Below are 22278 nucleotides of genomic sequence, written 5' to 3' on the forward strand. Positions count from 1 at the left end.
AAACAAACTAAATCCAAACAAAACATATTTCCGATGAAGTATTTTTACAGCATAGTAATTTTATTGATTTTTGGTTTGCACGATCTCGCCCTGGCACAGCAACAAATTGCGGTTACAGGTACGGTTTATGATGGCGAATCAAAAAAGAAAGAAACCATGCCCGGCGTAAGTATTTTAAGCGCTGGCAGGGTTTTGGGTCAAACCGATGGTGATGGCCACTACAGGGTTACCGTAGCATCAAATGCAGAAATTACCTTTAAATATTTAAGTTATATAACCCAAACCATAAAGGTAAATGGAAGAACCACCATTAACCTCACTTTACAGGGCGATAACGCTACCCTTAAAGAAGTTACCGTAACTGCAGGTTATCAGACAAAAACCAGAACTTTATCTACAGGTTCTACTGTAAGCATTTCGGGTAAGGATATTCAAGGACAGCCCGCGAGTGATGTAATGTCGCTCTTACAGGGTAAAGTTGCCGGACTTAACATTCAGAACAATACCGGTGCACCGGGTTTCAGGGGCTCTATTACTTTAAGGGGTATTTCAAATATCAACGTATCAGGTTCTGGAAGCTCAAGTTTCTTAACCCCAACTTCGCCATTGTTTGTAATTGATGGCGTACCTGTTGACGACAATACCAATTATTCTTATGGTTTTCAACAAGCAGGTCCAGGTGTATCACCTATTTCTCAGATCCCACCAGAAGATATTGAAGACATCACTACTTTAAAAGATGCTGCTGCTACTTCGTTATATGGATCGAGAGGAGCTTATGGTGTTATTTTAGTAACCACCAAACGTGGTAATTCTAAAATACCGATAGTTCGTTATACAGGTGCATCCTTCTTTTCAATGGTTCCTCAATTGCGCAGCGTTATTGGCGGGAAAGGCGAACGGTTGTTGCGGATCAATCAGATTTTGCAGAATGATACCAGTTATAATCATGCAGTAGATATGGTCAACTATAATCCTATTTTAGCAGATAGCTTAAATGCTTACTTTAATAACTCAACCGATTGGCAATCCTATTTTTACAGAAATACTTTCAATCAATCCCATAACGTAAGCATTTCAGGTGGTGATGTAGCATTTAACTATAAAGTAGGTTTAGGTGCTTATGATGAAACTGGAATTCAAGAGAATACGGGGTATTCGAGGTATAACCTGAACATGAATATGCAATATAATCCTACACCTAAATTTAAATTATATGGTCAGTTGCAAAATTCAATCCAAAAACAACAGGTCGGCAGCGGCAACGGTTTCTTAAATAGTGGTTTAGCCACCACGGGCCAGGCCTCAAGCTTGTTGCCTTCACCGTCACTATTTTCATCGCAGAGCGGGGTATTGGCGCAGCTGCAAACCGATAACGACAATAAATCATTACAAACTTTTGCAACCATTAACGCAGAATATGAGCTTTTTAAGAATTTTAGGATAGCTACTTTCTTAAATTATACCAATAGCACCGGTACTAAAGATAATTTTTCACCAGCGGCATTAAACGGAAATCAATCTAAATATTATACTTATAACGATCGTGCCACCAAGTTGTACAACCGTAATCAGTTCTCTTATGTGTATGGTTTAAAAGATGCAGCCGGAGAAGATTCACATACCTTCAATTTATTTGCTTTTACTGAGATCAACTCGAGCTTTTTTAAAGCCGATGCCATTTTGAACGAAAAAGGAGTTAACGATCAATTAAGGGGACCTTTAACCAATATGACCGATTACCTGACCTCACTGGGAGGAACTATTGATTATAACGATGCCAGAAGCGTAGCTTTTGCAGGTGCGTTTTCTTATAACTACAAACAAAAATATGTATTCGATTTTAACTATCGTTTAGATGCCAATTCGGCCAATGGCGAAAATGCCCGCTATGTTGCCAATCCATCCGTTGCATTAAAGTGGAACTTTAACAAAGAAAAGTTTATGCAGAATGTAAAATGGATTGATTATGCTGATATCCGTTTAAGTTATGGTTCTAACATACAACCAGTAGGTGGAGTTTTTGATGCCTATGGTAAATATGTAGGAGGAAACCGTTATAATAATTCTAATTCTATCATATTAGACCTAAAAAGGTTGCCAAATTTAAATTTACAACCTACAAGAGCAACCACTTATAATGCAGGAGTTGATTTTAGTTTGTTCCAAAACCGTTTTTCATTCGTTTTTGATACCTATTATAAACAAAATGATAATATTTTCAGATACAAGGATATTTCAAATGCCAATTCATTCGAAACAGTTGCATCTAACGAAATCAGTAACGTAAATTACGGATGGGAATTTCAAACAACCGCCCGCCCATTAAACCCTACAAGCCCATTTAAGTGGACAATATCAGGAAACTTAGCGATCAACAGAGAGATTTTAGCACAATTGCCTGATAATTTGAGAGATTTTATTTATTATGATAAAGCCTTACAACAAGACACTTATTACCGCTTAGGAACCAACTCACTATCTAACTACCTATACAACACAAAAGGTGTTTACTCTACTAATGCCCAAGTGCCGGTTGATCCGAATACAGGTTTGCCTTACCGCGTAGGAGGTACTGGCCGTTTGAATTATTTTAGGGCAGGTGATCCTATTTTTACCGATCTGGATGGAAATTATGTACTTGATGGTAATGATAGGGTGATTGCTGGTAATTCTCAGCCACAGATAACAGGAGGCTTTTATTCCTATCTGCAATGGAAAAACTGGAGTATAGAGGTGAACACTTCCTTTACCCTGGTTCGCGATATTATTAATAACCCATTAGGTAAGCAATTACAGAACTATAGTAATTTTCAGATGGCGAGTTTGGTACCGCTGGATCAGCTGAACTACTGGAGTGCGCCTGGGCAGAATGCAACTTATGCCAATCCTTTAGATTTTGTGCGTGCACGTATTATCGATCCTTTTAGGTTAAACCAAACCGCATTTCAGGAAGATGGATCTTACTTCAAGTTAAACTCGATTAAAGTGTATTACATCTTTGATAAGAAATTTACCAGCAGATTCGGAATGAACAGGGTAAGTATCAATGCTACTGCGGCAAACCTTGGCTTTATCACACGTTACTCTGGGCCAAATCCTGAAAATGTGACCAGTTTGGGTAGAGATGACTCAGGAGGTTATCCTTCACCAAAGCAGTTCACATTAGGTTTAAACATTGAGTTTTAAAAATTAGACAGATGAAAAATACAAAATACATAATTCTGATTGCTGCACTGGTTTTTAGTGCTCTTGGCTGCAAGAAATTTCTAAATGTAACACCAATTGAAGCGCAGAGTGGGAACAACTTTTGGAAAACCCGTGAAGATGTAGAAGGATTTACAAACGGCATTTACTCACGGTTAAAATCGAAAGTGGCAGGTACACCAACCTTCTTTAACAATGATGACCGCGCATTTTTTCCTGCATTAGAAATGAGAGGCAATAAGGTTGCCATAGGGAGCTTAAGTAACGATGGCGCAAATACTTTTCTTGCACTTACTAGTAACAATATGAAATTTCTTGTTGCTAGTTCCGGAAGATTTAATGGTATGATGAAAAACATCATGAGCTGGAAAGAATGGTACGATGTAGTTGCTGCAGCCAACATCTTATACTTCGAAGTTGATAAAGTGCCTTCATCAAGTTTGCCCGATGCCGATAAGAAACGTTATAAAGCAGAGGCCGTATTTTTGCGCAACCTCAGCTACATGTTTATCTGTAAATTATTTGGCGATGCTATTTATTATACAGATGCTTATCACAGTACTCCCCAGGGCAGAACGCCACAAGTAACCGTATTGAACAAGTGTATCGAAGATATGACTGCTGCAAAAAATGATCTGCCTACTTTCTACAACGATGCCACATCCAACGGTTTCAGGCCTACAAGAGCATCGGCAGTGGCGCTGTTAATGCATTTAAACATGTGGGCTGCAGCATGGGATACCGGAGTTAAAACCAAATATTACGATGCGGTAAAAACATTGGCTACCGAATTGGATACTTATAGTAATTATAAGATACTGCCCATTACCCCAGCCAATACCCTTAAAATTTTTAAAGGAAGAAGTTCTGAAAATCTGTTCGGTATTTTACAGGATTTTAACTACGGAGAAGGATTTTCTTTGCCTGCAAGTTTGTCGTATTACTTGTCGCATTATCCATATCAGGGCAGTGTAACTAAAACGCAAAGTTCTATAGCCTATTCAACCGATTACATTCGCAAACTTTATCCTCCGGGTTCTCCCGACGCCAGGATAAGCACCTGGTTTGAGAATTATGATGCTCAAGGCGGAGCGTTCCAGTTTAAAAAATTTGCAAATATTTATTCAACCGGCTCAGGCAGTGCAATATCCATTACCAGCGATGATAGTGCCATCATTTTCAGGTTACCTGATTGCTATTTATTAACTGCCGAAGCGCTTGCAGAACTTGGCGACGAAGGTGGAGCAAGAGATTTTGCAAATAGGGTAACTGTAGCTGCCAATGCACCAATGATAACGCAAAGCGGACAGGATCTAAAAGACGAAATATATAAAGAAAGATGTAGGGAGCTAATTGGCGAAGGACAGTTCTTTTTCGATTTGGTAAGAACAAAGAGGGTATTGAATTCTGATTTCACCAATGCACCTATATCGGTAGCTAACCTAAATGCAGGTGCCTGGACATGGCCGCTTACCATTACTACTGCCGAGCGTAGTGCAAACCCGGGTTTAATTGGCAATAATTTTTGGAACTAATAGATATGATGATGAAAAAGAATTATAAAACACTGCTGTTTTTAATAATTTGCGTATTATCAGTTTTAACCAGCTGTAAAAAATACTATATAGAAACGGGTGTACATGAAGCAAAATATAACGGCAATATTATGCAGTACATGGAAGAGAAGAAGCCGTTTTTTGATTCAACCCTAACGGTGATTAAACTGGCTGGTTTGGCAGATGTGATCAGCAAAGAGAATATCACATTTTTTGCACCGCCAAGCGGTTCGATCTTTAAATCCGTTAAGGGCTTAAATGTAAGGTTGAGATCAACTGGTAAAGATACCGTTTCTCAATTATCGCAAATAAAACCTGAAGTATGGAAGAATATATTATCACAATATATATTTAAAGGTAGCAACCGTTTAAAAGATTATCCTCAGCGTGATACTTTATCTTACCTCGCTTTTCCTGGTCAGGGCTATACGTCTTATAGCGGCAGGATTATGAATATTGGGGTAATTTTTAATGATGCGGTGGTGTATAGCGATAAAGGCGAAGAACTTTCAAGGGTGGCTTATGCCGGTTACCGCCAATTGTATCTTGCCTATATTCCTGATCTGTCTAATCCTCAGGTAGCATTAGTCAATATTCCAATTGCTACATCAGATATTCAGCCTACCAATGGCGTTTTGCATGTGCTAACAAAGATCAGGCATAATTTCGGCTTTAATACCAATGTTTTTATCGAGCAGGCCATATCTGCGGGTATTAATCCACCAACAAAATAGCTCCATTATCTCATCCATAAATTGAATAAAATGTTAACTAACATAAAATATAAATTTAAGCTGTTTTTGTTCGGGACAATATGCTTAACAACAGCGTTTGTTTCTTGCAAGAAGGAAAAGGGCATTGGCGAAGATCCTTACGCTGGAGGTAAGAAACCATTGGATCTTACTTTCGTTTCCAAAACAATCGAACCAGATGTTGTAAATGCAGGAGATGTTTTAACGGTAAGGGTAAAAGGCCTGAGTAAATACATCAACGATTTTAAAGTATATGTAAATGAAATAGAAGCTGAGGTGGTTACTGCGTCTACCAACGATAGTACCTTAACTTTCAAAGTTCCACTAACGGCCAGTACTGGTAGTATGTGGATTACCTCACAGGGGCAAAGCTTTTTCGGACCGATTGTTAAAGTTGGTGGTAAAGTGAGTGTTGACGCCAGCTGGAAAGTAATTAACGGCGCAACAAATAACAGCAACAATGGCTTTAGCCTTAGTACCATATACGATATTGAGGCTTTACCCGGTGGCAACTATTTTCTGGGTGGTGCTTTTAACGACTTTGAGTTAAATGGAACAGAAAAATTACCCATTGGTGGCATTGCACAGATTTTAGGCAATGGAGCTTACTCCACCAGTGGCGTTAATTTTGGAAAAGGAGCTGGCGGTGCCGATAAATCAATCTATTCTATTACCCGCATCCCAACCGGATCACAAGCCGGTAAATACATCATTGGTGGTAGTTTTACCAGCTTTAACTCTACACGCATCAACCGCCAGACTTTAAATAATGTGGCCCGCTTAAATAGCAATGGAACATTAGATAGTCTGATCCTCAGGAATGTAATTAATCCTAAACCTCAGGAAACCTATAAAAATGGCGATACCGTTTCAGCCTTTAATGCAGGTGTTGATGGCTTTATTAGAAAAACCTTTGTATTTAACGAACAGGTTTACCTTGTGGGTAACTTCAATAATTATAAGCGTATGTATTTGCCAAACTCCAGTTATGATGAAAAAGTGTACGATTATACACGTATGCGCCAGGTAGTAAGGGTAAATATGGATGGTTCGATGGATTCTACTTTCCATTATAACAAATCGACCCGTCAAAGTGCGATAGGTGCTAATGGCGTAATTTTAGATGCCATGATGCAGAATGATGGAAAACTGATCCTGGTGGGTACATTTAGTACTTTTAATGGTGTACAGGCCAATAGAATTGTAAGGTTAAACCTTGATGGCAGCGTAGATAACAGTTTTAATGTAGGTTCTGGTGCCAATAGCGATATTATTTCAATTAGGTATAATGCTAACACGAATAAAATTGTGGTAGGAGGTACTTTCACCAGCTTTAACGGTAAAGCGGCATCTGGTATTAATCTGTTAAATGCTGATGGCTCTAATGTAACAACCTTTACCGGTCAGCCTATTACAGGGGGGATTACCAATTTTGTGGGTCAGCTTAACAATGGGAAAATTATTGTAAGTGGTTCCTTTAATAAATATGGCGACTACCTGCGCCAGGGCTTTATGGTTTTAGAAGCCAACGGGCAGCTAGCAGTAGGGTACAACAATACCGGTGGTTTTCAGGGAGCAATTTACGATATGATAGAAACTTCAGTTGCTACAGGTTCACAGGTTATTTTAGTAGGCGATATCCTTCGTTTTAATGGCGTCTTACCACACAATATCATACGCCTAAATTTTGCTAATTGATCAATATAGTTTCAAATATAAAAGAGATGAAAAAAGGATTTACATTAACAGCAACCTTTAAATACTTTGGCCTTTGCCTGGTATTTGGAATATTCCTTATGGCCACTGGGTGTAATAAGGATTTTGAAAATACATTACCACAAAATTTCAGAAACGATACGCTAGGTTTGGGGGCTGGTAAAAAGGTACTTTATATCGTTTTGGATGGTGTAACCGGTGCAGCAATAAAAGCGCTAGCGCCCACTAACCTGGCTCAGATTAATGCCAAAGCCACTTACACTTACGAAGGTTTGGCTGATAATAAATATAACGTAATTACAAATGCATCAGCCTGGACAACCATGTTAACCGGTTACGATTATACAAAGCACAATGTAACCAGTGAAGATTTTTCTGGTTTAAACCTGCAAACTACTCCTACAGTTTTCACGAGGATTAAAAGTTCGCTCAATAATGCAAGAACGGTTTCAATTGCCTCAACAACGATTTTTAACGATAAACTGGCGGGTGATGCAACAATCAAACAAAATGTAGCAGATGATGCTGCAGTAAAAACCGGCGTGGTTACCGAGTTAACCAGTAACAATCCATCAATGGTAGTGGCACAGTTTCATAGTGCTGAAACTGCGGGATTGGCTAATGGTTATACCGCTGCTACACCTGCTTATGCAGCCGCTATAAAAAGTATAGATGGTTACATTGGCGAAATATTAACAGCGCTAAAAGCCAGAAAGGGATATGCTGGAGAAAACTGGTTGGTGGTAATTGCTTCAAATAAAGGTGGCGGTCCATCTGGCGGTACGCCGGGATCAAATATTTTTAATGATGTCTCACGAAATGCTTATATCGCTTTTTATAATCCCCGCTTTTCGTCGGTATTGATTTCACAGCCAGATCCCAATAGCTATCCATTTGTTGGTACGGGTCCGCGTTTTATCGCAACAACCAATTCTAATGTTACCGCTATTCAAAATAATACCGCGATTGGTAATTTTGGTACCACAGGCGATTTTACCTTTATGTTCAAATTTAGGGACGATTACGGACAGGCAAATTATTACCCAATGTTTTTGGCAAAAAGAAATGCTTTTAACTCCGTTTCATCTACCGGATGGGGCTTTCTGTTTGGTGCTAACTCTGCACAGTTAGATTGGGGAGGTTCTCCACGTCCGGGTTTTGGTATCGATATCCGTGATGGACGCTGGCACACTGTAGCCTTTACCATTGGCCTGTTAAACGGTGTAAGAACACTTACGCTATATGTTGATGGACTAACCAGGTATTCAGGATCTATAAATGGAAGAAATATTGATAACAACATTCCCCTTAGGTTGGGTGGTGACGTAGGGACCAATGGCGATACGCAAACCAATCTTTTAATTAGGGATGTAGCCTTGTTTAACGTAGCCATGTCTGCAACTGATGTAGCGGCAATTATGAGAACACAGATTAAACCGAGTACGCCGTTTTACAACAATTTGTTAGGTTTCTGGCCAGGAAATGAAACAAGCGGTACCGCAATGTTAGATCAATCGGGCAAAGGGAACAATTTTACTTACAGCAGTAACGTAACATTTGCAGGTTTTGAAGAAATTTCGCCAAACATCTCGCCCGATATTTCTCCTGCAGCATACCTTTCGGTGCCTAATGGTGTCGATATTCCACTACTTATTTACAATTGGTTAAATATTGCTGTTTCACCTCAATGGGGTTTAACCGGCAGGTTATATATCCCAACTGTATCATTACCGACTAATTAACTTTAAATATTGATAAAATGAAATTTAATCAATTAACTAAAATATTTGGCCTATCTCTTTTAGTAGTATTTACTGCTTGTAAAAAGTATGGCTATGAAGTTCCGGATGGATATCCTGATGATTCGCAGAACGTAGCTGAAGGAACCATTGATACCAACATGAAACTGATCGATAAATCGATGTACGCCAAGGCAAGGGTATTTCCCGGTTTGGTAGATCAATCAGAGCCAAGGGTAAAAGATGCTCAGTTTACATTGGATTTGAATTTTACCGATCAAACTGCACAAAATTTAAGAATTTCTGTTGCTCCATCACCACAATACAGCACAGGCTATTATGCTGCTCCAGGTGAGTTGATCAAACTTGTGGTCCCGGCAGGGGTTGATGGTTTAACCGTACAGATTGGTGCGCATACCGATAACCTGGCTGGTAAATCTCCATTGCTACGCGATCCGGTGATATATAACAGAAAAAAACTGGTTGCCGGGGTAAATTATATCCGTAACCTTTACGGTGGTCATATTTACATTTTGGCTACTTTTGCTTATGCTAACCCAGTTACTTTTACCATTACGGGTGCTGTGGTATCGCCCGATTTTATTTTGGGCCAAACCAGCGATGCCGATTGGGTGGCTAAAGTAAAAGCTTCGCAAGTACCCTGGTTAGAGCTAAGAGCTAAAAGTGTTATTTTTACCATTCCTAGAGATAAGGTATTGGCGACTTTTAATTCTAGCGAGCCTTTTACCAATCCAATAGCTGTTTTTACTAAATGGAACGATGTTTTCGCTTTAGATTACAATGCCTGGATGGGTTTATCAGATAATGCCCCTGATATTAGAGACCGTAGCCCTCAAAGTCAGTGGCGTGGGGTACTCGATATTCAGCTTAGTTTGGGTTATGGCCACAATGGTTTCCCTTTTGTGGGTTTAAATGACTCTTACTGGTTTGCCAGCTTTACCAGTTTAAATTCAATTACAACCAGTTCTGGCCAATGGGGTACTTACCATGAATTTGGACATAACTGTCAACAACCAAACGTATGGAGCTGGAGCACTTTGGGCGAAACCACCAACAACCTGTTCAGCTTTAAAGTGGCCAATAGGATTGGGGCCAACTACAATATTCTACATCCTGCAGTATCCAGTGGTTTTCCTAAAGCGATTGCTTATGCAAGTGGTACAGGAACCAAAAATTTCGATACAGATGCAGCTATGAATACAGTAGATGAAGCGCCATTTATGAAAATGACCCCTTTTGTACAAATTTTCGAAAAATATGGCTACGGTGCAATGACTTATTTATATACAGAGGCACGCCACGCAGACCGCTTAAATACTAACGATGTTACCAAACATAATTTTGTGTACGAAAAACTCTCTGATTATACCAAAACCGACTTATCACCTTTTTTCGGTGCATGGGGAATTTTAATCAGTGACGCAGTGGTAGCAAAAGTAAATGCCAAGTATCCTTTGTTAAAAACTGCTTTATGGACTTACAATCCATTAAACAAAACAGGTGGTACGGGACCAATTACTTACAATACCACTGTGGTATCGGTTAGTTCAGTTCAATCTGGTGATGGTACAACCGCTGCCCTGGTTGATGGTGTTGTTTCTGCAGCATCTTACTGGCATTCAAACTATGGAACAGCAACCCCTACAAACACATTGGGCTACCCCATCAATATTGTACTAGGTACCGGATCACCTACTCCTATAGCAGTTAAAGGTGTAACTTTTGCCCAAAGGCAAAATAATAGTGGTGGTTATGTAAAAGATGTAGAAATATTTGCCAGTACCGATAATGTGAATTACGTGAGTGTGGGTACCACAACTTTACCACAAAATACCTCCGTTTATAATTTTAACTTCCCTGGAGGTAACGTGAGTGCCAAGTTTATAAAAGTGGTGATTAAAAGCGGTGTAAGTTCCGTTTATGCCAACTTATCGGAGTGTAACCTTATTAAACCTTAACTCTCACTATTATGAAAATAAACCATAAAATATACAATATACTGCTTTGTGTTTGTGCAACAAGCCTATTAACATATTCTGGCTGTAAAAAATATGCTAATCCACCAGCAATTTACGAAGACCTAAAGCCACTCTCTGCAGGGCAACGTAAAATCTTGGTCATCAGCATCGATGGACTAACAGGTTCCGAATTGCAGACTGTTGCGCCAGCCAACATTACAAGCCTGCAAAAGAATGCCAAATATTCTTATAATACTTTGAAAACAGCTTCAGATGCAGCAGGATGGGTATCGATGTTAACTGGTACCAGTTTTGTAAAACACCAGATCAGCACTGATAATTTCGAGCGTGCAGCGGGTTCAGGTGTTGATGAACATGCCCCTATTGTATCTTACCGTAATGTATTTGATTATATTACGCAGTATAAATCGGTAAAAACGGCTTTAGTTACTCCATGGGCTAATTTGCGGAATTACATGAAAAATGCAGATTTTGCCCCGGTTGTAGCCACTGATATAGCCGTTAAAGACAGTACAGTGAGCATTCTAAATAATCAAACTGGTTTGGGTACCATATTTGTAAACTTTAGAGAAGTTGAAGCCGCTGGCGCTAATGGAGGTTATGTAGCTACAAATGATAACTATAAAAATGCCATAGTAAAAGCCGATGAATATGTGGGTAATATCATAACCGCTTTAAAAGCTAGGAAAAATTATGCGAACGAAGATTGGCTGGTAATATTAACCAGTAATCATGGTGGTAGCAGTGCAAACCCAACTAATGGTTTTACCTTGGTGTACAACCCAGCATTTAAACCATTTGAATTAAAAAAATCTGGTTTCAATCCTGTGCTTTTTAGCAACACTACATCAAAAGCTGAAGCACCTAATGACAATAATCTTTATGATGTCGGGGATACCAAGAGTATTACTGTTCAAATGGATGTTAAATTTAACAGTACCAACGTTAATTACCCAACCTTCTTTAGTAAGAGCACAAATTTGAGCGGTTCAGTCATCACAGGTTGGCAATGGGGCCATTACGGCGACAAATGGTTGGTCACCGTAGGAGGGTCAGCAAATGGAGGATCGGGAAAACAGGAAATAGTTGCAACCACGTCACCAGGCACAGATTGGCATACGCTAACAATGAGTATTAATACTACAGTTAATGGATCAGGGGTAGCAACAGCAAGATCGCTTAAAGTGTATACTGATGGGAAGTTGGAAGCAACTGCTGATATTTTAGCCAAAAAAAGCTTAAGCACTTCCGAATTACTTAGAGTTGGCCATAGAAAAGGTGATACAGATAATCCTACACCTTTTTATGGAGCAAATCTATCATTTTTTAACGTGGCTTTAAGTGATGCCGTAATTAAAGCAAATGTTGGTCTCAAAGATATTACGCAACATCCAAACTATGCTAATTTAATTGGCTTTTGGCCTATGGATGAAGGTACTGAAGGTACGTTTTTCAATAAAGCACCTGTTGGTTATAATATGTCGCTTTCCGGTGTATACAATTGGGCTAATTTGGGCAGTGCCTATCCTCCGGGAACAACCCCAGAGCAGATAACATCATCATTGTCTATCCCATCAACAGTGAGTGATGTATCTGCTTTAGCATTATATTGGATGAAGATTAATATCCTTCCTGATTTTGGTTTTGACGGTAAACCTTACCTTAAAAACTTCGAATTGGAATTTTTAAAATAATAGTTAGTTTTAGTTAATGAAAGCCTTGCCGCCAGTTGGTGGCAATGGCTTTTCTGTTTATTGATGGTAATATATGCCTTGCAATAATGTCTATTTTAATGCCCCGTCAAAAACTTAGTGTTCTTAATTCCTTAATGGTTAAACGTTAAAACCACTATCCAACCAATCGTAACATCTTTAAAACTCAAACGTTTGCGCTAAAACATTTTCATCATTATCAGCCAATCATCAGTAATTTGGATCAACAAACCAAAAATTATACACACACAATGAATAGAAAATTAACCATTTTATTTACACTATTATTTATTGCTGGGCAAATCAGTGCGCAAGATCTGCCTTCCGAACTACAAACCCCCGAAGTGGTTTCGGTAAACCGTTTGCCTATGCGGGCATCAGCCTTTGCTTTCGAAAACCAGGAGCTTGCTGCCAAAAGGGCAAAAGAAAAATCAGCATATTTTTTATCGTTGAATGGTACCTGGAAGTTTAACTGGGTAAAAGATCCACGTAAAAGGCCTACAGATTTTTATAAAATAGATTTTGACGATAAAAATTGGGATAATTTTAAAGTACCCGCCAACTGGGAAGTGAATGGTTACGGGCTTCCAATTTATGTAAACCAACCATACGAATTTGCTGGCCGACAATTAACCGGAGCCAGAATGAACCCACCATTCGATATTCCTGCTGATAACAATCCGGTAGGTTCTTACCGAAAAAAAATCAATATTCCGGCCAATTGGGGCAATAAACAAGTGTTTATCAGTTTGGGAGCGGTTAAATCGGCATTTTACATTTGGGTAAACGGCAAAAAAGTAGGTTATAGTGAAGATAGTAAGCTGGCTGCGGAGTTCGATATCACCAAATATGTTAAACCAGGCGAAAATACCATTGCACTTCAGGTATACCGGTGGAGTGATGGAAGTTATTTAGAATGTCAGGACATGTGGCGTATTTCGGGTATCGAACGCGAGGTGTATTTGTATGCCACCCCAAAACTCGATATCCACGATTTTAAAGTGACAGGAACGCTTGATGCAACTTACACCAATGGACTTTTAAACGTGGATTTAGCCGTTCAGAATTATAAAATAGACCAACGCACCAACCATAGCCGCCCCGATAGTTTTTATGTAGCGCTTGATCTGGTAGATGCCAAGGGCAACAATGTCTGGAAAGAGGCTACCAAACTGCAAAAGGTATTGGGCAATTACAAAACTGATCTTTCTTTTAAAACGAAGGTTAATAATGTTAAAAACTGGTCGGCAGAAGTACCTTACCTTTATACCCTGTACATCACTTTAAAAGATAAAAATGATAAAATAATTGAAGTGATTCCGCAACGCGTGGGTTTCCGTTCGGTAGAAATTAAAGGGAGCGATTTATTGGTTAATGGTAAACGTGTATTTTTAAAAGGAGTAAACAGACACGAACACAATGCTACTCAAGGCCATACTTTAACCCATGCTGATATGGAAAAAGATATGGAAATGATGAAAAAGCTGAATGTAAATGCAGTGCGCCATTCTCATTATCCGCCAGATCCTTATTGGATGGAACTTTGTGATGAATATGGTTTGTACGTAATAGACGAAGCCAATATCGAATCACATGGTCGTTATTATAGTTTGGAAACTACTTTTGCCAACGATAAACAATGGCGTATTCCTCATCTTGAGCGCATTACACGTATGTATGAACGTGATAAAAACCATGCTTCGGTAATCACCTGGTCGTTAGGTAACGAAGCCGGTAACGGGGTTAACTTTTATGAAGCTTACGAGTGGTTAAAAGGGAAAGATTTCCGCCCGGTACAGTATGAAAGGGCTGAGAGCGACTTCAACACTGATATGATTGTGCCGCAATACCCTTCACCAAATTATCTGCCACGTTATTCGAAGCAGGAAAAAGAAACCCGTCCGTTTATCATGAGCGAGTACGCGCACATTATGGGCAACAGTTTGGGTAATTTTAAAGAGTATTGGGATGCCATCGAAAACAACCCTAAACTACAGGGTGGTTTTGTGTGGGAATGGATTGATCAGGCGATTGATACTGTTAAAAACGGTAAGCGCATTATGGCTTATGGTGGCGATTTCCCGTTAAGCGGCCCGGTTGATGAAAACTTTAGCGACAATGACTTTTGTGTTAAAGGTGTAGTAACGGCATATCGTGGAATGACACCTATAGCCGTTGAGCTTAAAAAAGTGCATCAGTATATTAAAACTACCTTTAATGGTACCAACCAGATTAATGTAAACAACAGTTATTTCTTTAAAGATATCAGTAATGTACAGTTAAACTGGGAGCTGGTTGAGGATGGAAAAGTGGTACAAACCGGAGTGGTAAATAATCTAAATGTTGGACCACGTCAGACCGAAACCCTAACCATTCCTTTTAACACTAAATTTGCTGCTGGTAAAGAGTATTTCTTAAATGTTCGGTACCGCTTAAAAAATGCTGAGCCATTTTTAGAGAAAGGTTATGAAATTGCTTATGAGCAGATTGCTTTAGCTGGTGCGCCTAAGGCCAACACTTACGCTGCTGGTAAAAAAGCTTTAAAGGTTGAGCAAACTGCCGATCGTGCAATAGTTAAAGGCAGTGATTTTACCGTCACTTTCGATCTGAAAAAAGGTACTTTAATCAGTTATCAGTCTAAAGGTCGCGAATTATTGGCTGCTGGGCCACAACCAGGCTTTTACAGGGCACCAACCGATAATGACATTGGTGCAGGTTTGAATACCAGATTAAGGATGTGGCGTAATGTGTATCAGAATAATGATGCAGCCAATATCAAATCGACTGTAAATTCGACGGCTGAAGGCTTTACCTTAACCGTTAAATCATCGCTTTTAAAAGGTGATGCCGAAACCACTCAACAATTTACGGTTTTGGCCGATGGTACTGTTAAAGTTGACAATCAATTTAAAGCAGTTACCGGCAACTACAAAAGTTTAATGCGCATCGGTAACGATTTGCAGTTGAAAAACGAATACAGCAATATCCAGTGGTATGGCCGTGGTCCGGGCGAAAACTATGTAGACAGAAAAACAGCATCATTAATTGGTACCTACAAATCAACCGTTGCCGATCAGTATTTCCCTTATGCCCGTCCGCAGGAAAGTGGCAATAAAACCGAAGTGCGCTGGGTAAATTTTACCGATAAAACGGGCAAAGGTTTACGTTTCGAATTTGCAGATCAGCTATTGAGTTTTAATGCTTTGCCTTACGCTGTGGAGGATTTAGATCCGGAGGCAGAGAAAAAACAATATCACTCTGGCGAACTGGTAAAACGCAACCAGATTTATGTACACATGGATTTGCAGCAACTAGGTGTTCAGGGGATCGATAGTTGGGGCTCTATGCCATTAATCCAATACCAGATCCCATTTAAAGATTACCAGTACAGCTATTATATCAAACCGATTAAATAACATAGATAGTTCGTCATCCCCAACTTGATTGGGGATCTTAATGCTTTAGCTAGGTTTATATATTGCATTAAGATTCTTGCCTTCGCGGGGAATGACGAGCGCTATTTTTTTATCAAACGAATATTACCTAACCAAAAGTAAAATGAAATTTATCAAAATCTGCTTTAGCGTGTTGCTGTTTTCACAGATTGGCTTTGCTCAGGAAACTAAACTAGCCGCCACGCCGCCAATGGGCTGGATGAGCTGGAACATCATGTCAGAAAATCCGAACGAAAAGGATATCAAAGAAATGGCCGACGCCATGATTAGCAGTGGCATGGTAAAAGCAGGTTATCAATATATTTTTTTAGATGATTGCTGGCAGGGCGGTCGCGATAATAAAAATAACATCATTGCCGATCCTAAGAAATTCCCATCAGGTATTAAAGCCCTGGCTGATTATCTGCACAGCAAGGGCATGAAATTGGGTATTTATTCAGATGCTGCTCCTTTAACCTGTGGCGGTTATACCGCAAGTTTAAACTTCGAAGATCAGGATGCCAAAACCTTTGCAACCTGGGGAATAGATTACCTTAAATACGATTATTGCAATGCACCGGAGGATGTAGAAACGGCGAAAAAAAGATATGGAAAAATAGCTCAGGCCTTACGCAAATCGGGTAGGGATATAGTACTGGGTATTTGCGAATGGGGACCACGTGAGCCCTGGAACTGGGGTGCACAGGTTGGTGGACAAAGCTGGCGTACCACTTACGATATCAGGGATAAGTGGCTGGATGTAGAAGGTAAAGGCGGTGTTGGCATTTATAACGTGGTTGATAAAATGGCCGGATTGGCCAGCTTTTCAGGGCCAGGTAAATGGAACGATGGCGATATGTTGGTGGCTGGTTTACACGGTACAAAGGGTCCGTCATCTGCATTTAAAGGAATAGGTTGTACAAAAGCCGAATACCAGAGCCAGGTGAGTTTGTACAGCATGCTCAACTCGCCACTATATGCCAGTTGCGATATTTGTAAAATGGACGATGAAACAAAGACCATTTTTACAAACAAAGAAGTAATCGCATTAAACCAAGATGCTTTGGGGAAACAGGCCGAACGAAAAATTAAAACCGATACCTGGGATGTTTTTGTTCGTCCTTTAGCCAATGGAGATTTCGCAATAGCGATTTTAAATAAATCGGCGTCTGCCCAAAATGCAAAAATAAACTTTGCCAACTTAGGCCTGACTGGTAAATATGAGATCAGGGATTTATGGCAACATAAAGTAACCGGCAAAAATAATAAGTGGAACGGTGAGGTAACTGCTCACGAAACTAAGGTTTTCCGCCTAAAAAAAGTATAACACCTAATTAAATAACAACAAACCAAACACAAATGAAATCACTATTATCTCTTGCATTAGTAGCAACTGGCTTAACCACCTTTGCTCAAGATGCAGTAAAAAATCCGGCAACAATTGTCATTACACCACAACATACTCTTTCAAAAAACGATACGGCATTTAGAAAAGCCATTGCCAAATGGAGTGACGAAATTTTAAAAAGCACCGATTATAAGAATATTAAAGCACAACCATCAGCTGATGTTTTTCCTGGTACAGTAAAAGCGGGTTTTCAGTTTATAAATAAAACAGTAAGTATAGAGCATAAAAAAATGGCCGATAGTTTAGTGTCTATTGTGTCAACTCTAGGTTATTCTGGTTATGATAATGCCACCATGTACAGCACGGGTTTATATGCAAAAGCGGGTGAGTATATAGAAATTGACGTGCCCAAAAACACCAATGTAAACGAACTTGAAGTTCAGATTGGTGCGCATAGCGATCGCCTGAACTATTGGGTAGCAGGCAAGGAAGATTGGCGCAGGATGCCAATTATAACCAAAAAACAGCAATTGGTAATTGGAAAAAATAGATTGGCCTCACCTTTCGGTGGCCTGATTTATATCGATATTAAACCTAAGGCCGAAAGTAGAAAAATTGATTTCAAAATCAGCCATGCGGTAGCAGCCCCTCTCTTTGTATTGGGCAAGAGCACACAAAGCGACTGGGAAAACCAATTAAAAAGCAATAAAGCACCTTGGGGTGAAATGGCCACCGAAAATGTGATTTTAACCTTGCCTGATAGTGTTTTGCAAACCATCAAAAATCCTGAAGAGGTATTAAAACTATGGGATTTAGTTGTGCTTGGAGAACTGGATCTGGCCAATATGCCTGCACCATTTTACAGGGCGCAACGGATGGTACCCGATGAGCACATTGGAGGAGGGTATATGCACAGTGGTTATCCAATCATGATTCATCATTCGCCATCAAGGCATATGCTCTCGAACGAAATTATGGCCAACCCTGAATTATTGATGAAACCAAGTAAAGGTGGCGCAAACTGGGGCTTTTTCCACGAGATAGGGCATAACATGCAAAACCTGAATTGGGTTTTTGGCGGTACTACCGAGGTGAGCAATAACTTCTTTTCGTTATACATGTTCGATAGGCTGATGGGCGGAAGAGACGATTCGCACACAGGCGTATCAAGTGCCAACACGCAAAAAATGATGAAAAAATATTTTGCAGAAGGCCCCAGTTACGAAAAATGGAAAAACGATCCTTTCTTGGGCTTGATCATGTTCCGCCAAATGCAGGAAGGTTTTGGATGGGAAAGTTTTAAGGCATTTTTTAAAGAATACCAAAAAATAGGACCAAGTATTGGCAGGTTAAACGATCAGCAAAAGCGCGATTTATGGGTGAAAACATACTCTAATGTGGTAAAAAGAAACTTAGCGCCATTTTTTAATACCTGGGGTGTAGACATAAGTGAAGAAACACAAAAAGAATTAAGCAGCCTTCGTGCCTGGAAACCTTATAATTTTCCACCGATAAACTAGCCGCAAAACATCTAAATCTATGAGGTTTTTAATGAGCACATTGCTCAAAAACCTCATAGGTCTTTTTTTGTAGCGTTTTTATTTTAATTCCCGTTTTAGGATAAAAGTAAACAAACAATGAAACGGACGCTATTTATTTTAACTTCAGTTGTACTGATTATGAGTTTGATGTTGGCTTGTAAAGACCGCAATGAGCCCATACTCAATGCTGATCAGTCAGAACTCGATAGACTTTATAAAGATATTGAAAAATCAGCTCAGCAGTTTACCTGTGAAAATGCCGGCGAATGGAAATTTACCGCCATTGGATCTAAAGCTTGTGGAGGCGCCTCGAGTTATATTGCTTATTCCGTAAAAATAGATGAAAGCACTTTTCTAAAAAAGGTTGAACAATTTACGAAACTACAAGCTGATTACAATCAAAAATACGGTGTGTATTCTGATTGTGCATTGGTTATACAGCCAAAAGGGGTAACCTGCGATAACGGCAAACCTAAATTTACGTATTAAGATTTAAATGCTATATCAGATATTTCTGTTCTCATTAACAATATTTATAACCACTTATTTTAATTGTCTTGTAGCGCATTTTCGAAGTACTCGGAAATGCGCGTTTTTTATTTTACAACTATTTGATATGTTCTTTTATAAATACCTGAGGGTTATAAAACCGCTCGTTCAGTTGTTTATTATTAAAAGTTAGCCAGCTTGCACAGCCATAATCATCAAATTTTTTTCTGATCTCCAAATGAAGATGATGATAATCACCTCCATATTTTTTACTTTCCTGCGGCGTAAATAACCTGGCCAGTTTGGTATTTTGATCAACATTCTGGCCGTTGCTTACATAAACCTCTTTAAGGTGTTTATAAGTGGTGAACATGGTTAATCCGCTTGGTAACTTATGTTTTACCACAACTGTGCGCTGATTTTCACCCAAATGAACAGAGCAGACTATTCCATTGGCCATGGCATAAACATTAACCAATTTTGTTTTAGGTTGTGCGGGGTTAATATCTATGGCAGTATGGATATGCCCTTTAACATAACTATCTCTATGATCGCCAAAAATACTGATGATTTTGATAGTGCTTATTTTTTTACGGTTGGCCACATCAAAAGGGAGGAACCATTGATCGGCTGTTTTAGCAGGAGCAGTATCAGTATAATAAGGTTTCCAGCGCTCGCGATCTTTTTCAATGGTAGGCGTTTCGAATAAAAGTGTAGATAAAAAGATAAATACTAATGTTTTCATGCTTTGAGTAATTTAAAGCAAGATAACATTATTTAAAGAAATTAACTATTTTTATAGTTTGTGTAATAAAGTCGTCATTGCGACAGGCATCAATAGAAAATTCGTCATTGCGAGGAGGAACGACGAAGCAATCTTTGCTGTTAGCGATTATTGCAAAAAAGATTGCTTCGTCGGCTGAAAAAGCCTTCTCGCAATGACGATAATAGTGCTAATTCAGCTACGCTAAAACATTCTCTTTCAGCGCCTCCGCAGCAGGATTAACCAAAGTGCCAATCAACTCAGGAACCGGAACATCGGTACTTTCGCTATAACCATGGGTTAACAACCTTACCCGATTAATGCAAACCCTAATAAATTCAGGCACAAAAAGATCGAATTTTTCGAATTTGGAAGATAATTCAGGGTTTTCCTGCTGAAATTCCAAAATTACATCAGCAACCTGACGCCAGAATTGTTTTTCATCCAATCCAACATAACTGTGGAAAATATTGCCCAGGTACCTGAAAACCGCATCAAATATGCCCGAGAGGATAAATAGTGGTGCCAGTTCGTCATTAATTTCCCTTAAAACATCAACCAGGTCAGTTGGTAATTTAGTTTTCGATTCTTCCGTTAATACAATTTCTTCAACAAAATCTTTAATGATAATCCTTTCCGGAACACCGTTTTTCATTACAAGGATCGTATTTTCACCATGTGGACTAAAGAAAAAGGCATGTTTATAGAAAATCCTCAATATCGGTTTCAGGTAAGCAGCTAAATAAGCATTAAGCCACTTTGAAGCATCTAATCCCGATTTTTCAATCAGCGCCTGTACCATACTCTTGCCGTTGTCATCTACATAAAGTAAACTGGCCATGGTCATGATGTTTTCACCTTCTAACAAGTAGTTCTCTGCACTTTCACGCCAGATTGCACCCAAAAACTCCTGGTATTGATACGGTGAGCCCGGAATTTCACTGTATTGTGGGTGGGTATAGGCCACTGTAGCTACTTCGCCCAAAAGCACCACACGAGTCTGTTTTAAATACTCATCGCCCTGAAGCATGTCTTTTGCCCATTGGGTTACTTTTGGTGCAATAGCGAGTTTTTTGGGCGAAAGCCCCCTGAAAATGGAGGTGTTTAATATAGAAATGGCCGTTTTTACGTAATGCTTTTTAGGCTCACTCACATTAAAGAAGGTACGGATGCTGTTTTGACACATATATTCATCATTCCCAACGCCAACGGGAACAATCAATCGGTGGGCAATATCATGAGCCAGTTGTAATACGATTTTATTGTTCCATTGCCATTCGTGAACAGGGATAAAGAAATAATCTTCAGGATTTAATTCCTGTTGAATCAATACCTGGTTAAAATCATGAACCTGCTTTAAACTGAGTTCTTCATTATAAAAAGAAAACGGCGAAATACTTTCGATACTTTTAAATTCTGCTCTTGATTGATGTATAGCTAGCCATGCCAATTGTGTTTTTTGCGCTGCTTCCGGAGCATATTTGCCTTGATCGCCATGGTTAAAACCTATACGTCCTTTGTTGATAGTGGCCCAGGGATGCCCGTCCATCTGGTGTTCGATGGTTTGGTAATCGGCGTTGGCTAACTCATCAGCCGTTAACCGGCCCTTTTCGTGGATGTAAGCGTCAGCGTATAGGGTATTTAATGTTTCTTCAACAAAATGCGCTAAGGTAAATGGTTTAATACCAAAAGTTTGTTGCAGTTCGGTATAAAATGCAGGGGCATTGTTTACCGCTACACTTTTGCCATTTACAAACTTTTTGATACTCTGCTTATCGATATGAAGATAATCTAAAGCACGTTGCTGACCTGAAAAGGTATAATAAATGTCTTCAGCATCTGTAGCGAGGAGGAAACTAGTGTTTCCTTGATCATCAATATTGGTTGAAGTTGGCTCCACTAATTTTTCGTGAATCAATTCTACTATTGATTTTGCGATATAGTTGAGGTTTACCTTATCCCAAATTTCTTTTTTTAAAGGTTTTATGTGGTTGAAGTTGTTGTAATTCATGGTGTTTAAT

The 22278-nt window shown here is 39.3% G+C and carries 13 protein-coding genes; 11 read left to right on the forward strand and 2 right to left on the reverse strand.

Annotation, left to right across the window (positions count from 1 at the left end; genetic code table 11):
* The first annotated feature begins 33 nt into the window (after positions 1-33).
* The 11 genes from FHT21_RS04480 (at position 34) to FHT21_RS04530 (ending at position 19494) form a co-directional block, all read left to right on the forward strand.
* On the forward strand, positions 34-3189 hold the full coding sequence (locus FHT21_RS04480; protein WP_167293555.1) for a SusC/RagA family TonB-linked outer membrane protein: 3156 nt from the start codon (positions 34-36) through the stop codon (positions 3187-3189).
* An 11-nt stretch (positions 3190-3200) separates the two neighbouring features.
* A complete protein-coding gene (locus FHT21_RS04485) occupies positions 3201-4742 on the forward strand; it encodes a RagB/SusD family nutrient uptake outer membrane protein (RefSeq protein ID WP_167293556.1) in 1542 nt (513 codons plus the stop codon).
* Positions 4733-5497 carry a fasciclin domain-containing protein gene (locus tag FHT21_RS04490; RefSeq protein WP_223833581.1) on the forward strand — a complete coding sequence of 255 codons (765 nt, stop codon included), beginning with the start codon at positions 4733-4735 and terminating at the stop codon, positions 5495-5497. The genes FHT21_RS04485 and FHT21_RS04490 overlap by 10 nt, the downstream gene beginning before the upstream one ends.
* A 30-nt stretch (positions 5498-5527) precedes the next feature.
* Complete coding sequence (locus tag FHT21_RS04495; RefSeq protein WP_167293557.1) at positions 5528-7213, forward strand: DUF5008 domain-containing protein; 1686 nt, start codon at positions 5528-5530, stop codon at positions 7211-7213.
* A 26-nt stretch (positions 7214-7239) separates the two neighbouring features.
* Positions 7240-8973 carry a LamG-like jellyroll fold domain-containing protein gene (locus tag FHT21_RS04500; protein ID WP_167293558.1) on the forward strand — a complete coding sequence of 578 codons (1734 nt, stop codon included), beginning with the start codon at positions 7240-7242 and terminating at the stop codon, positions 8971-8973.
* A gap of 17 nt (positions 8974-8990) precedes the next feature.
* Positions 8991-10949 carry a M60 family metallopeptidase gene (locus tag FHT21_RS04505; protein WP_167293559.1) on the forward strand — a complete coding sequence of 653 codons (1959 nt, stop codon included), beginning with the start codon at positions 8991-8993 and terminating at the stop codon, positions 10947-10949.
* Between the two features lie 11 nt (positions 10950-10960).
* On the forward strand, positions 10961-12664 hold the full coding sequence (locus FHT21_RS04510; protein ID WP_167293560.1) for a DUF4983 domain-containing protein: 1704 nt from the start codon (positions 10961-10963) through the stop codon (positions 12662-12664).
* 269 nt (positions 12665-12933) lie between these two features.
* Positions 12934-16098 (forward strand): glycoside hydrolase family 2 TIM barrel-domain containing protein, encoded by a 3165-nt coding sequence (locus tag FHT21_RS04515; RefSeq protein ID WP_167293561.1) that lies wholly within the window; start codon positions 12934-12936, stop codon positions 16096-16098.
* 142 nt (positions 16099-16240) lie between these two features.
* Positions 16241-17443 (forward strand): glycoside hydrolase family 27 protein, encoded by a 1203-nt coding sequence (locus tag FHT21_RS04520; protein WP_167293562.1) that lies wholly within the window; start codon positions 16241-16243, stop codon positions 17441-17443.
* Positions 17444-17475: 32 nt separating this feature from the next.
* Positions 17476-18984: a M60 family metallopeptidase gene (locus FHT21_RS04525; protein ID WP_167293563.1), complete on the forward strand. Its 1509-nt coding sequence runs from the start codon at positions 17476-17478 to the stop codon at positions 18982-18984.
* 117 nt (positions 18985-19101) lie between these two features.
* Positions 19102-19494, forward strand: a complete 393-nt coding sequence (locus FHT21_RS04530) for a hypothetical protein (protein ID WP_167293564.1) — start codon at positions 19102-19104, stop codon at positions 19492-19494.
* Between the two features lie 118 nt (positions 19495-19612).
* Here the strand turns inward: FHT21_RS04530 and FHT21_RS04535 are convergent, their stop codons facing one another.
* Both FHT21_RS04535 and FHT21_RS04540 read right to left on the reverse strand, forming a co-directional pair.
* Positions 19613-20239, reverse strand: a complete 627-nt coding sequence (locus FHT21_RS04535) for a M23 family metallopeptidase (protein ID WP_167293565.1) — start codon at positions 20237-20239, stop codon at positions 19613-19615.
* 217 nt (positions 20240-20456) lie between these two features.
* Complete coding sequence (locus FHT21_RS04540; protein ID WP_167293566.1) at positions 20457-22268, reverse strand: IucA/IucC family siderophore biosynthesis protein; 1812 nt, start codon at positions 22266-22268, stop codon at positions 20457-20459.
* Positions 22269-22278 lie beyond the last annotated feature (10 nt).

The sequence above is a fragment of the Pedobacter sp. SG908 genome, from assembly GCF_011759615.1.
GTDB lineage: Bacteria > Bacteroidota > Bacteroidia > Sphingobacteriales > Sphingobacteriaceae > Pedobacter > Pedobacter riviphilus.

What these genes read in the sequence shown, in the direction of transcription:
- FHT21_RS04495 (WP_167293557.1), top strand. Translation starts at nt 5,528, where the DNA reads ATGTTAACTAACATAAAATATAAATTTAAGCTGTTTTTGTTCGGGACA.
- FHT21_RS04510 (WP_167293560.1), top strand. Translation starts at nt 10,961, where the DNA reads ATGAAAATAAACCATAAAATATACAATATACTGCTTTGTGTTTGTGCA.
- FHT21_RS04520 (WP_167293562.1), top strand. Translation starts at nt 16,241, where the DNA reads ATGAAATTTATCAAAATCTGCTTTAGCGTGTTGCTGTTTTCACAGATT.
- FHT21_RS04530 (WP_167293564.1), top strand. Translation starts at nt 19,102, where the DNA reads ATGAAACGGACGCTATTTATTTTAACTTCAGTTGTACTGATTATGAGT.
- FHT21_RS04535 (WP_167293565.1), bottom strand. Translation starts at nt 20,239, where the DNA reads ATGAAAACATTAGTATTTATCTTTTTATCTACACTTTTATTCGAAACG.
- FHT21_RS04540 (WP_167293566.1), bottom strand. Translation starts at nt 22,268, where the DNA reads ATGAATTACAACAACTTCAACCACATAAAACCTTTAAAAAAAGAAATT.
- FHT21_RS04525 (WP_167293563.1), top strand. Translation starts at nt 17,476, where the DNA reads ATGAAATCACTATTATCTCTTGCATTAGTAGCAACTGGCTTAACCACC.
- FHT21_RS04480 (WP_167293555.1), top strand. Translation starts at nt 34, where the DNA reads ATGAAGTATTTTTACAGCATAGTAATTTTATTGATTTTTGGTTTGCAC.
- FHT21_RS04485 (WP_167293556.1), top strand. Translation starts at nt 3,201, where the DNA reads ATGAAAAATACAAAATACATAATTCTGATTGCTGCACTGGTTTTTAGT.
- FHT21_RS04500 (WP_167293558.1), top strand. Translation starts at nt 7,240, where the DNA reads ATGAAAAAAGGATTTACATTAACAGCAACCTTTAAATACTTTGGCCTT.
- FHT21_RS04505 (WP_167293559.1), top strand. Translation starts at nt 8,991, where the DNA reads ATGAAATTTAATCAATTAACTAAAATATTTGGCCTATCTCTTTTAGTA.
- FHT21_RS04515 (WP_167293561.1), top strand. Translation starts at nt 12,934, where the DNA reads ATGAATAGAAAATTAACCATTTTATTTACACTATTATTTATTGCTGGG.